Origin of the sequence: Delftia sp. WSY_7 (assembly GCF_043104845.1) — a bacterium.
GTDB lineage: Bacteria > Pseudomonadota > Gammaproteobacteria > Burkholderiales > Burkholderiaceae_C > Comamonas > Comamonas tsuruhatensis.
This window is the reverse complement of record NZ_JBICLB010000005.1, coordinates 594,346-606,458: the sequence shown is the minus strand read 5'-3', so window position 1 is coordinate 606,458 and position 12,113 is coordinate 594,346. Positions and strand designations below refer to the sequence as shown.

At 69.5% G+C, this 12,113-nt stretch carries 11 protein-coding genes; 7 read left to right on the top strand and 4 right to left on the bottom strand.

Going from position 1 to position 12,113, the window contains the following annotated elements; genetic code table 11:
- Positions 1 to 1,587: an Ig-like domain repeat protein gene (locus tag ACF8ME_RS04070; RefSeq protein ID WP_392415359.1), complete on the bottom strand. Its 1,587-nt coding sequence runs from the start codon at positions 1,585 to 1,587 to the stop codon at positions 1 to 3.
- Positions 1,588 to 1,816: 229 nt separating this feature from the next.
- Here ACF8ME_RS04070 and ACF8ME_RS04065 point away from each other — a divergent pair, with 229 nt between their 5' ends.
- Positions 1,817 to 2,569 (top strand): helix-turn-helix transcriptional regulator, encoded by a 753-nt coding sequence (locus ACF8ME_RS04065; protein WP_043790986.1) that lies wholly within the window; start codon positions 1,817 to 1,819, stop codon positions 2,567 to 2,569.
- Between the two features lie 80 nt (positions 2,570 to 2,649).
- On the opposite strand, the gene ACF8ME_RS04060 is transcribed toward ACF8ME_RS04065, so the two are convergent.
- Both ACF8ME_RS04060 and ACF8ME_RS04055 read right to left on the bottom strand, forming a co-directional pair.
- A complete protein-coding gene (locus ACF8ME_RS04060) occupies positions 2,650 to 3,030 on the bottom strand; it encodes a type II toxin-antitoxin system VapC family toxin (RefSeq protein WP_016448367.1) in 381 nt (126 codons plus the stop codon).
- Positions 3,027 to 3,230 (bottom strand): type II toxin-antitoxin system VapB family antitoxin, encoded by a 204-nt coding sequence (locus ACF8ME_RS04055; RefSeq protein ID WP_012207613.1) that lies wholly within the window; start codon positions 3,228 to 3,230, stop codon positions 3,027 to 3,029. Before ACF8ME_RS04055 ends, ACF8ME_RS04060 begins: the two co-directional genes overlap by 4 nt.
- A 150-nt stretch (positions 3,231 to 3,380) precedes the next feature.
- Between ACF8ME_RS04055 and ACF8ME_RS04050 the strand changes: the two genes are divergently transcribed.
- The 5 genes from ACF8ME_RS04050 (at position 3,381) to ACF8ME_RS04030 (ending at position 9,283) form a co-directional block, all read left to right on the top strand.
- Entirely contained in the window at positions 3,381 to 4,193 is an 813-nt protein-coding gene (locus tag ACF8ME_RS04050; protein WP_083393616.1) for an SDR family NAD(P)-dependent oxidoreductase, read from the top strand.
- Between the two features lie 109 nt (positions 4,194 to 4,302).
- Positions 4,303 to 5,979 (top strand): VRR-NUC domain-containing protein, encoded by a 1,677-nt coding sequence (locus tag ACF8ME_RS04045; RefSeq protein WP_047327865.1) that lies wholly within the window; start codon positions 4,303 to 4,305, stop codon positions 5,977 to 5,979.
- Positions 5,976 to 8,393 (top strand): helicase C-terminal domain-containing protein, encoded by a 2,418-nt coding sequence (locus ACF8ME_RS04040; protein ID WP_392415355.1) that lies wholly within the window; start codon positions 5,976 to 5,978, stop codon positions 8,391 to 8,393. Before ACF8ME_RS04045 ends, ACF8ME_RS04040 begins: the two co-directional genes overlap by 4 nt.
- An 80-nt stretch (positions 8,394 to 8,473) precedes the next feature.
- Positions 8,474 to 8,827 carry an energy transducer TonB gene (locus ACF8ME_RS04035; protein ID WP_392415353.1) on the top strand — a complete coding sequence of 118 codons (354 nt, stop codon included), beginning with the start codon at positions 8,474 to 8,476 and terminating at the stop codon, positions 8,825 to 8,827.
- 66 nt (positions 8,828 to 8,893) lie between these two features.
- On the top strand, positions 8,894 to 9,283 hold the full coding sequence (locus tag ACF8ME_RS04030; protein WP_392415351.1) for a VOC family protein: 390 nt from the start codon (positions 8,894 to 8,896) through the stop codon (positions 9,281 to 9,283).
- Between the two features lie 22 nt (positions 9,284 to 9,305).
- Here ACF8ME_RS04030 and ACF8ME_RS04025 read toward each other — a convergent pair whose 3' ends face one another.
- Complete coding sequence (locus tag ACF8ME_RS04025; RefSeq protein ID WP_392415349.1) at positions 9,306 to 11,090, bottom strand: monovalent cation:proton antiporter-2 (CPA2) family protein; 1,785 nt, start codon at positions 11,088 to 11,090, stop codon at positions 9,306 to 9,308.
- Positions 11,091 to 11,252: 162 nt separating this feature from the next.
- On the opposite strand from ACF8ME_RS04025, the gene ACF8ME_RS04020 reads away from it, so the two are divergent.
- Positions 11,253 to 12,113 (top strand): ATP-binding cassette domain-containing protein, encoded by an 861-nt coding sequence (locus ACF8ME_RS04020; RefSeq protein ID WP_392415348.1) that lies wholly within the window; start codon positions 11,253 to 11,255, stop codon positions 12,111 to 12,113.

Sequence of the window (12,113 nt, the reverse complement as noted above, 5' to 3'; positions counted from 1 at the left end):
TCAGGTGCCGTGCACGCCGCGCAGCCGCAGTCCTGCCCATCCCGTCAGCACGGCGCACAGCAGCACTCCCCAGGGGCCCAGCGCGGGCACGGGGGTGGCTGTGGCCGGGGCCGGGGCTGCGGGCTCCACGGTCTGGGCCCATGCGCCGCTGTCCGCGGCGAGATAGTTCGCATCGCCGCCGTACCGGGCCACGATGGCATGCGGGCCGGCCGCCGTCAGTTGGGTGGTGGCGATGATGGCCCTGGCATTGGACAAACCTGCCGTGCCCAGCGACAGGCCGCCAGCCAGGATTTCGACCGTTCCCGTGGGGACGGCGGCGGTGCCCAGGGAGACATCGGGTGCGACCACCACGGAGAAGGACAGCGACTGCCCGGAGCGCGAGGGATTGGCGCTGGAGGTCAGCGTGACACGGGAGGGGCCCTGTCCCACCGCCGCCATCTGCACCGCCTGCGGAGCCGCGTCATGGTCCGCATCGCCGAGCTGGCTGGCGTTGATCGTGCATGTCCCTGCGGCCTGGAAGCGGATGGTGCTGCCGGAGGCGCTGCAGATCGCCGCGGTCAATGCATCCACGGCGAACATGACGGGGTTTCCCGAGGCGCCTCCGACGGCGGCCACGTCATAGGTATCCCCCACCCGTGCGCCGGCCGGTGGTGCCGTGGTGAAGGTGATGGCCTGCGGCGCTTTGGCGATGGCACCTGCCGCCGCCGGGCAACTGGTATCGCTGGCCGGCCAGTAGCGGTTGCCCGTCCCCGTGAACGTTTCGCCGCCACAGTTGTTGCCGGGCGCGTTGTTCGTGATCTGGTTGCCGTGGAGTGTGCGGGGGCGGGTGAGCGTGAACGAGACGCCGGCACCCGAGCCCGGAGACACCAGCACGTTGCCGGTGACGGTGCTGTCGGTCATGGTGGTCGGCACCCCGCTGCGCAGGCCCCCGCCCAGCGTGCGGGCCGTGTTGCCGGACAGGCGGCTGCGCTCCACCGTCAGCGAGCCGCTGCCCGTGCTGTAGATGGCACCGCCCTGTCCCCCTGCCTGGTTGCCGCTGAACACACTGTCCACGATGGTCACCGTGCTGTCGCGGCTGTACAGTCCCCCGCCGTTGATGCCGGCCGTGCTGTCCTGCACCACGCTGCGCTCCAGGCGCAGGGTGACGCCGTTGTCCAGGTAGATGGCGCCGCCGTCTTCACCGGCGGCGGTCAGCCCGCCGCGCAGTGTCAGGCCGCGCAGCGTGAGCTGGACACCGCTGCCCTGGGCCGACACCAGGCGGGAGGCATTGCCCCCATCGAGCGCCACCCGCTGGTCCCCGTCGATCGTGATGTCCGAGGTGGTGAAGTTGAGGTCGATGGAATGGCCTGCCAATGCAATGGCGGTGAGGCTGCCTGCCGGAAAGACGGCCGGGTCGAACACGATGGTGTCCGCGCCATTGCCCGATATGCATGCGCCGTTGCCCCAACTGCCGTCATCCATCTGGGCACTGGTCAATGCCTCATTCAGGCTGCAGTCCGCTGCACCGGGCGTGTTGTCCGTGGTATTGACCACGATGGTCGCGGCCTGGCCATTGAGTGCCAGCAGGCTGCACAGCGCGCCAGGCACTGCCAGAAGCCGGAGGCGTCGAAGGGGTCTGTGAAGAAAAGCGTGCACGGTTCCTCCCGTTGCGCTGCGTGTCCCGGGCAGACCCGCGCGCTGTTGTTGCGGACCGCGTGACCTTAGCTTTCTGCGAAGATCGTGAAAATGTGCCGACGGCACATCGCAGGCCTGAAAATGCGGCCTCAGCCGGCCCACCTATCGCCAGCACCTCGAGCACGCCATTGGATTTCGCGACATGACCCTGTCAACGCAGCAACTGGGGCAACTCAATCAGGCCATCCTCGCGGTGCACGGCGCGCCCGATCTGCACGCGCTGGCCACGCATTTGCTGCACGCGCTGCGCCTGGTGGTGCCGGGTGACATTCGGGTGGTGGATTTCTCCGGCATTGCGGAAGTCCGTGGCTACACGGCCTACGATCCGGTGCGGGCCATTTCCTCCGAAGTCAACGCTGCGGTGCACCGGCATCTGGCCGACAACCCCTTGTATCGGCAGCGCCAGACGCAGGCCGCCAGCATTTCCGACCTGCTGACTCGCGGGCAATGGCAGAGGACGGCGCTCTATGCCCAGGCCTACTCCCAGGTGGGCCAGCAGGACGGACTCGCGCTGGACGTGGAACTGGGCCACGGCGCGATGCTGACCCTCAATGTCACACGCGCCTCGCGCGGCTACACCGCGGCGGAGCGCATGGCGCTGACCTTGCTGGGGCCGCATGCGCAGGCGCAGTGGCGGCGCCTGAGCCAGCAGCAGCGGATCAGCCAGGCGGCATGGCAGGCGCTCTCACCGGGCTCGCCGGCTGCCGACGTGCTGAGCCCGCGCGAACGTGAAGTGCTGCAATGGGTCGCCAACGGCAACACCAACGCAGAAATCGCCACCATGCTGGAGTTGCGTGCAGGCACGGTGAAGCGGCACCTGGAAAACATCTACCGCAAGCTGGGAGCCGCCAATCGGCAGGACGCCTTGTCGAGGATGCGCAGGCCGGATTTCTAGCGCGTGTCGCGCGCGCTTGTGCGAACCCGAGCGGGCGCCGTGCGCCGGGCCCAGCCCTTCGAGAAGCAGGGAAACCGGCCCTACGGCAGGACGCTCCGGCAGGCAATGCCAAATCGCTGGGCCAGCGCGTGCAGGCGTTTGTCCAGCGACCACAGGCTGGCGCCTGAAGACATGAGTGCCGAGGCCAGGAGCGTGATGTCCACCAGACCGCAGCCCAGACCAAAGAGTTGCTCGCGCTCTATCAAGGCCAGCACTTCGCGCATGCTGGCTTGTCGGGCAGGCTTGAGCCGCTGAAGGTCCGCGAGCGTGCGTGCGCGCGCCGGTGGCGTGCCGCAAGCCAGTTCACCCAGCACCAGGGGATGCATGAGCGCCATGTCTTGCTGCAGCAACTGCGCCAGGTGAGGATTGCCCTGCCTGAAGTGATCGATCCAGACCGAGGTATCGACCAGAACGGGATTCATGGCTCGATGCCCTGTGGGCGACGGGGAATCTCCCGCATGTCCGGTGCGGAGCCTCCCAGCGCGGCCAGACGCTTGGCCGCCTGCACTCTCACGAAAGTCTTGACGGCTTCGCGAAACAGGTCGGCCTTGTCCATTTCTGGCTCCGCCAGCTCCAGCGCTTCCTCGTACAAGGCGTCGTCGATGGTGACCGTGGTTCTCATGGTGGACCTCATTGCATCAATGTTGAAGCAAGTTTGCATCCAATGGCGCATCCCTGCAAGTGAGCCGCGCGGGATGGCACCGGCTTTGCCTGCATGGTGTTTTTAGTCTATTGGTTGTATCATGCAACTAAATTGCGAAGGAACATCGCCATGGACATGCAGCAGCGTCAGTTGGAACTGGCCGGCCCCCTGCCGGCCCTTGCACCATCGGGGCGGCTCCGGGGGCGTGTCTGCCTGGTGGTGGGCGCCACCAGCGGGATAGGCCGGGCCACCGCCCTGCGCATGGCCGAGGAGGGCGCCGCCGCCGTGGTGGTCACGGGGCGCCGCCGTGAGCTGGGCCTGGAGCTGGAGCAGGAAATCCGGCAGCGGGGGGCAGACGGCCTTTTCCTGGCCTGCGATGCAACGCGGCAGGAGGACATGGCGGCGGTGGTGGAGCAGGCCGTGGCGCGCTTCGGGCGGCTGGACGCGGCCTTCAACAATGCGGGCTTCCAGGAGCGGCGCGCCGCGCTGGCCGAGCAGGATGACGCGGTCTTCTCCCAGGTCTTCGATACGAATGTGCGTGCGGTCTTCCACGCCATGCGCCATGAACTGGCGGCCATGCTGACCGCGGGCGGCGGCACCATCGTGAACAACACCAGCGTCAGCGGCATACGCAATCCCAACCCGGGCCTGTCGCTGTACGGCGCCTCCAAGGCTGCGGCCCTGTCGCTGACCCGCGCCGCCGCCATGGAGTACGCGCCGCACGGCATCCGCATCAACGCCGTTGCCCCTGGCCGCGTGGTCACGGACATGATGCTGGGCTCGGGCATTGCCGACATGCATGCCGTGGCGGCGGGCCTGCCGCTGCGGCGCATGGGCCATCCGCAGGAGGTGGCCACGGCCGTGGTCTGGCTGATGTCGGACGAGGCGGCCTTTGTGGTCGGGCACTGCCTGGCGACCGATGGCGGCTTCCTGGCCGGATGAGCCTGCCCGGGGCAAGTCCGTTGCGCGAAGTGAGCACTACCGGGTTTGATATGATGACTGTATAAAGATACAGTTTTCGAGCGGCCTGGCTGCCCGATCTGCCAGGCCCATGCTCCCTCCCCACCGCTTCTACTACCTGCACAACTTCCAGCGCGCGCTGGACTGGATTGGCCAGCGTTACGGCGATCTGCTGGACGCGCCCGAGCAGGCATTCCTCACCCGTTTCACGCAGCTGCCCCAGCCCTCGCAGGCGCTGATGGTGCGTTTGCTGATGCGGCGCGGGCCCTGGTTTCGGGCCGGCAAGCTGGTGTATGAAGAGATTCCCGCCATTGCCGACGCGGCCGCACCCCTGCTGGATCTTGGCTGGCTGGACGCGGGCCACCCCATGGCGCTGGAGGAGCTGTTTGCGCTGCACACCAAGCCCGAGCTGCTGCAGCTGTTCGCCGGCGCACCCGTTCACTCAGGCCTGCGCAAGGCCGAGCTTTTGCAGGCCCTGCAGCCCCTGCACGAGGCGCCCAGGCCCTATGCGCAGTGGCAACCCCAGGGCGTCGGAGCCGGCGAAGCCGCCTGGCGCGTGATGGTGGGTGCGCTGTGCGAGCGCTTTCGGCTGATGTTCTTCGGCAACCTCTACCAGGACTGGTCGGAATTCGTGCTGGCCGACCTGGGCGTGTTCCGCTACGAGGCCGTGGCCTTCGATGCGGCGTCGCGGGCCTTCCAGTCGCGTGCCGATGTCGATGGCTACCTGGCCCTGCAGGCCTGCCGCGCGGCGCTGGATGAGGGCGTGGAGATCGATGCGCTGCTGCAGCAGGTGGCCGGCTGCGCCAGCGGCAATGCCTGGCTGGAGCAGCGCCGCGCCAAGGTGCTGCTGCGCATAGGCCAGGCCTGCGAGCGCATGCAGGACTGGGAGCGTGCCGAGCAGGCCTATGCGCAAAGCCGCTACCCCGGCGCCCGCCACCGGCGCATGCGTGTGTACGAGCGCATGGAGCGCTTTGCCGATGCCATGGCGCTGGCCCAGGCCGCCCAGGCCCAGCCCGAGAGCGACGAGGAGCTGCAGCGCGTGGCGCGCATGCTGCCGCGCCTGCGCCGCAGCCTGGGGCAGGGCGCGCGCGGGCGTGCGGCGGCGCTGGCGCCCGTGGTGGCGCAGATGCGCATGGACGTGGAGCTGGAGCTGCCGACGCGGCCCGCATCGGTCGAATACGTGCTGCGCGACCACTGGCACAGCGACGCCGCGCCGGTGTTCTATGTGGAGAACGCGCTCATCAACTCGCTGTTCGGCCTGCTGTGCTGGCCGGCCATCTTCGCGCCGCTGCCGGGAGCCTTCTTCCACCCGTTCCAGAGCGGCCCGGCCGACCTGTCCGCGCCCGACTTCGTGCAGCGCCGCGCAGCCTTGTTCGAGGAATGCCTGGCGCATCTGGACGATGGCAGCTGGCGCGAGGTCATCGTGCAGCGCCATGCCGACAAGCAGGGCCTGCAGTCACCCTTCGTGTTCTGGGGCACGCTGAGCGCGCCGCTGCTGGCGCTGGCGCTGGACTGCATTCCAGCCGCCCACCTCAAGCTGTTCTTTGCGCGGCTGCTGCGCGACGTGCAGGCCAACCGCACGGGCTTTCCCGATCTGGTGCGTTTCTGGCCGGCCGAGCGCCGCTACGAACTGGTCGAGGCCAAGGCCCCCGGCGACAAGCTGCAGGACAACCAGATCCGCTGGCTGCAGTACTGTGCCGAGCACGGCATTCCCGTGCGCGTGTGCCATGTCCAGTGGCGGGGCCAGCCGCTGGGAGAGGCCGCGTGAGCTACACCGTGGCCGTGCGCGCGCTGTGCGAGTTCACGGCGCGCGCGGGCGACCTGGACCTGCGCTTCACGCCCGCGCCCAGCGCGCTGGAGGGCATGGCCGGTCACAGCCTGGTGCAGTCGCGCAGGGGCAAGGACTACGAGACCGAGATCAGCCTGGCCGGTGAGTACGGCGACCTGCGCGTGCGCGGCCGCGCCGACGGCTTCGACGCCGGGGCTGGCCAGCTCGAGGAAATCAAGACCTACCGCGGCCAGATCGAGGGCGTGCGCGCCCACCACCGGGCACTGCACTGGGCCCAGGCGCGCATCTACGCCCATCTGCTGTGCCAGGCGCGCGGCCTGCAGCGGCTGCGGGTGGCCCTGGTGTATTTCAACGTGGGCAACTCGGAGGAGACCGTGCTGGTGCAGGAGGAAGACGCGGCCACGCTGCGCGCCTTCTTCGAGCAGCAATGCGCGCTGTTCCTGGACTGGGCGCGCAGCGAGGCCGCCCACCGCGCGGCGCGCGAGGCGGCGCTGGCCGCGCTGCGCTTTCCCATGCAGGGCTTTCGCGCGGGCCAGCGCGAGCTGGCCGTGGCCGTCTACCGCGTGGCGCGCGCGCAGCAGGGCGGCCAGTGCCTGATGGCGCAGGCGCCCACGGGCATCGGCAAGACGCTGGGCACCATCTTCCCCATGCTCAAGGCCATGCCGGACCAGGGCCTGGACAGGCTGTTCTTCCTCACGGCCAAGGGCACGGGCCATGGCCTGGCGCTGCAGGCGCTGGCCAGCGTGAACCGGCAGATCGCCGAACAGCACCAGCCACCGCCGCAGGAACCGGCTGCGCCGCAACCGCTGCCCTCGCCACCCGCACCGCCGACACCGCCCACACCGCCCACACCGCCCACACCGCCCACACCGCCCACACCGTCCGCGCCACCCGCAAGGCTGCGCGTGCTCGCCATCCTGGCGCGTGACAAGGCCTGCGAGCATCCCGACAAGGCCTGCCACGGCGACTCCTGCCCGCTGGCGCGCGGCTTCTTCGACCGGCTGCCCGCCGCGCGCGCCGCCGCGCTGCAGCAGGCGCCCTGGGACCCGCCCGCCGTGCGTGCCGTCGCTCTGGCGCACGACATCTGCCCCTACTACCTGTCCCAGGAACTGGTGCGCTGGAGCGACGTGGTCGTGGCCGACTACCACTACTTCTACGACAGCGCCGCCATGCTGTACGCGCTCACCCAGGCCCAGCAATGGAAGGTGGGTGTGCTGGTGGACGAGGCCCATAACCTGCTCGAGCGCGCGCGCCGCATGTACACGGCCGAGCTGTCGCAGTTCGCCCTGGCTGCCGCCCGCAAGTCGGCCACCGGTGCCGTGCGCAAGGCGCTGGACCGGCTCAGCCGCAGCTGGAGCGCGCTGAACAGGGAGCGGACCGCCAGCTACCAGGCCCATGAGGAAGTGCCCGCAGGCCTGCTGGGCGCCGTGCAGCGCGCCGTGGCGGCCATCGCCGACGCCAATGCCGACAGCCCCATGCTGCCTGGCGACCCCGTGCTGGATTTTTACTGGGAGGCGCTGCAGTTCATGGCGCTGGCCGAGCAGTTCGGCGGCCATGCGCTGTTCGATGTCCACCTGCTGCCCGGGCGCTCAGGCCCCCGTCGCACGCCGGCATCCACGCTGTGCATACGCTGCGTGGTGCCCGCGCCCCACCTGGCGGCACGCCATGCGGCGGCCCATGCCTCGGTGCTGTTCTCGGGCACGCTGAGCCCGCCGCACTTCTACCGCGACATCCTGGGCCTGCCCGAAGGCACGCACTGGCTGGAGGCCGACTCGCCCTTCCAGGCCGACCAGCTCGATGTGCAGGTGGCCGGCCACATCTCCACGCGCTACCGCGACCGCGACCGTTCGCTGCGGCCCATCGCCGACCTCGTGGCCGCGCAGTACGCGCGCCGGCCCGGCAACTACCTGTGCTTTTTCAGCAGCTTCGACTACCTGCAGCGCGTGGCCGAATGCCTGCAGCGCGCCCATCCCGGGCTGCCGGTCTGGCTGCAGACCCCGTCCATGGACGAGGAGGGTCGCGCGGCCTTCCTGGCCCGCTTCACCGAAGCCGGGCAGGGCGTGGGCTTCGCCGTGCTGGGCGGGGCGTTCTCCGAGGGCGTGGACCTGCCCGGCGAGCGCCTCATCGGCGCCTTCGTGGCCACGCTGGGCCTGCCCCAGGTCAATCCCGTGAATGAAGAGATGAAGCGCGCCATGGACCGCCAGTTCGGCGCGGACAAGGGCTATGACTACAGCTACCTCTACCCGGGGCTGCGCAAGGTGGTCCAGGCCGCAGGCCGCGTCATCCGCAGCGAGCGCGACCGCGGCGTGGTCTTTCTCATCGACGACCGCTATCGGCGCGGCGAGGTGCAGGCGCTGCTGCCGCGCTGGTGGCGGGTGGAGGGCATGCGATGATCCGGACTCGCACCAGTCCACGACTGCCATCCCCACCTCCATCCAGTCCCCCATCCCGTCCCCATCCAGGAGCCTTCCGAATGCCCCGCATGCGCTGCGCCATCCTTGCATTGACCCTGGGCCTGCTGGCCGGTGGCCCGGCTGCGGCAGGCGTGTTGCAGCCTGTGCCCGACAGGCAGGCCAGCGAGAACAAGATGCCGGCCTATCCCAAGGAAGCCAGGCGGCTGGAGCAGGAAGGCCAGGTGGTGCTGCGGGTTCTGGTGGGCGCCAGCGGAAAGGCACTGGCCGTGGATGTGGCAGACAGCAGCGGCTATCCTCTGCTCGACCAGGAGGCGCTGGACGCCGTGCGGACGTGGCGCTTTGTCCCCGGCACGCGCGACGGCGTGCCGGACAGCATGTGGACGCGCGTGCCCGTCACCTTCCTGCTGAAATAGCGGCATGCCGGTGGTGGCAGGTGTGTACCCGGTGCGTGCCCTGCGCAGCGACACAAGGAGCATTCCATGAAGATCGTCATCACCAGCGTGCTCGTCGACGACCAGGACAAGGCCCTGGCCTTCTACCGCGACGTGCTCGGCTTCGTCCTCAAGCACGACATTCCCATGGGCGGCGACGCGCGCTGGCTCACCCTGACATCGCCCGGCGATGCCGATGGCGTGGAGCTGCTGCTCGAACCCGACATGCACCCGGCCGCCAAGCCGTTCAAGACCGCCCTGCATGCCGACGGCGTACCGGCCACCTTCTTCGGCGTGGACGACGTGCAGGCCGAGTACGAGCGCCTGAGCGCGGCCGGCGTGCGCTTCACCAGGCCGCCGACGCATCTGGGGCCGGTCACGATTGCGGTGTTCGACGACACCTGCGGCAATCTCATACAGATCAACCAGCGGCACTGAGCGCGCTGTGCCCGGGGCTGATTCAGTCCCTGGCGGTGGGCTTGTCGTGCCGGGGCGGATCGATGCGCTCGATGTTGCCCAGCAGCAGGGCGCGGCCCGCAAAGGTGCCGCCGGCGGTCTCCAGCGCAAAGCGCTCGGTGTCGCGGCCGCGCACTTCTGCCTCCAGCGTCCGGGCCTCGTCCTCGGTGGCGCCCAGGGCCAGCACGGCATGGCGGCCCATGAGCAGGGCGGACTCGAAGCTCTCGCGCACGACATGGTCGGCGTCCTTCTGGATGAGCTCCAGCGCGTGCTCGCGGTCATAGGCGCGCACGATGAGGCGGGCGTGCGGGCATTCGTGGCGCACGTTCTCCACGATGCGCGTGGCGGCGGCCTTGCTGTCCACGCAGACCAGGATGGCGCTGGCATGGCTGGCGCCGGCCGCATGCAGGATGTCGGCGCGCGCGCCGTCGCCGAAGTAGACCTTGAAGCCGTAGGGCTCGGCGTTGCGGATCACGTCGGGGTCGTTGTCGATGATGGACAGCCTGGCCCCATGCGCCAGCGGCCCCTGGCTGGCGATCTGGCCCACGCGGCCGAAGCCGATGACCAGCACGTTGCCGCGCAGGTCCTGCGGCGCCTCCACGCCGTCCAGCGACACGGCCTGGGCTCCGGCCAGGCGCTTGTGCAGCAGCACCACCAGCGGCGTGATGGCCATGGACAGCACGACGATGGCCGTCATGTTGGCATGCACCTCGGGGCTGAGCACCTTGAGCTTGAGCGCCTCGGCAAACAGCACGAAGGCGAACTCCCCGCCCTGGGCCATGAGGATGGCGCGGTCCAGCGCATCGGCATGGCTGCTGCGTGCCACGCGGGCCACGGCGTAGATGCACAGCGCCTTGCCCAGCATCAGCGCCACCACGCCCATGCCCACGATGCGCCAGTTCAGCGCCACCACCTCCAGGTTCAGCGCCATGCCCACGCCCAGGAAGAACAGGCCCAGCAGCAGGCCGCGGAAGGGCTCCACATCGGCCTCCAGCTGGTGGCGGAACGAGGATTCGGACAGCAGCACGCCCGCCACGAAGGCGCCCATGGCCATGGACAGGCCGCCCATCTCCATCAGCAGGGCGGCGCCCAGCACCACCAGCAGCGCGGCGGCCGTCATCACCTCGCGCGCCTTGGCCTTGGCCAGGATGCGGAACAGCGGGTTCAGCAGCCACAGGCCCGCGCCCACCAGCGCGCCCAGCGACAGCAGGGCCACGCCCGCGCGTTGCCACAGGGGCGAGGTGGCCACGGGCGCCGCATCGGCCGGCGCCAGAAAGGCCACGGCGGCCAGCAGCGGCACGATGAGCAGGTCCTCGAACAGCAGGATGGAGACGATGCGCTGGCCGCGCGGCGCCAGGATGTCGCCACGCTCGGCCAGCACCTGCATGACGATGGCCGTGGAGGTCAGCACGAAGCCCGCGCCGCTCACGAAGGCCACCTGCCACGGAAAGCCGAAGGCCATGCCCACGCCCGTGAGCAGCAGCGCGCACACCACCACCTGCAGGCTGCCCAGCCCGAAGATCTGGCCGCGCAGATCCCACAGGTGCGAAGGCTTCATCTCCAGCCCGATGACGAAGAGAAACATCACCACGCCCAGCTCGGCCACGTGCAATATGGTCTGCGCGTCCGTCACCAGCCCCAGCCCGTAGGGGCCTATGGCCAGGCCAGCGGCCAGGTAGCCGAGCACGGCGCCCAGGCCCAGCCGCTTGAACAGCGGCACGGCCACCACGGCGGCCCCCAGCAGCGTGACGATTCCTACGAGCTGGCTTGCATTGCCTTCAGCGGCCATGTTGTGTTTCCTTTGTGCGTGCGTGCGTGCGTGCGTGCGGCAAGGCGGATTTCCATCCGCGAATTTGCGCGCAGGATAGCAAAGCCCGGGCCTGTGTAGAATCGCGCCCCCTCTGTGCCCCCCTCTGTGTCCCTCTCTGCGCTTACCTCACCGCCCAGCGCCATGCCCCAGATCCTCGTCCACGACCTCCGCAAGACCTACCGCATCCATGAGCGCGACCCCGGCGTGATGGGCGCGCTGCGCGCGCTGGTGCATCCGCGCCATCGCACGGTGCAGGCGCTGGATGGCGTGTCGTTCGCACTGGAGCGCGGCGAGCTGCTGGGCTTCATCGGCCCCAACGGCGCGGGCAAGTCCACCACCATCAAGATCCTGTCGGGCATCCTGCGGCCCGATGGCGGGCGCGTGGAGGTGGACGGGCGCGACCCCTTCGCCGACCGCCAGCGCCATGTGGGCCGCATCGGCGTGGTCTTCGGGCAGCGCTCGCAGCTGTGGTGGGACCTGCCCGTGGGCGATGGCTTCAACCTGCTGCGCGACCTGTACCGCGTCGATCCCGCACGCTACGGTCGCACGCGCGACGAGCTGGTGACGCTGCTGAACCTGGAGCGCGTGCTGGACCAGCCCGTGCGCCAGCTGTCCCTGGGCCAGCGCATGCGCGCCGAGATCGCCGCGGCCCTGCTGCACGAGCCCGAGATCCTGTTCCTGGACGAGCCCACCATCGGCCTGGACGCACCCTCCAAGCTGGCCGTGCGCGAGTTCGTGCTGCGCGCCAACCGCGAGCGCGGCACCACGGTGCTGCTGACCACGCATGACATGCACGACATCGAGGCGCTGGCGCGGCGCGTGATCGTCATCGGCCATGGCCGCGTGCTGGCCGACTGCGCGGTCGATGCGCTGCGCGCCCAGGTGGTGGCAGCGCAGGGCGAGGGGCGTGGAGGTGGTGATGGCGAAGGCAATGGAGAAGACATGGCCATCGAGGCCGTGATCGCCCGCTTCTACGCCATGCACGGAGCGGCCGAAGGCTGA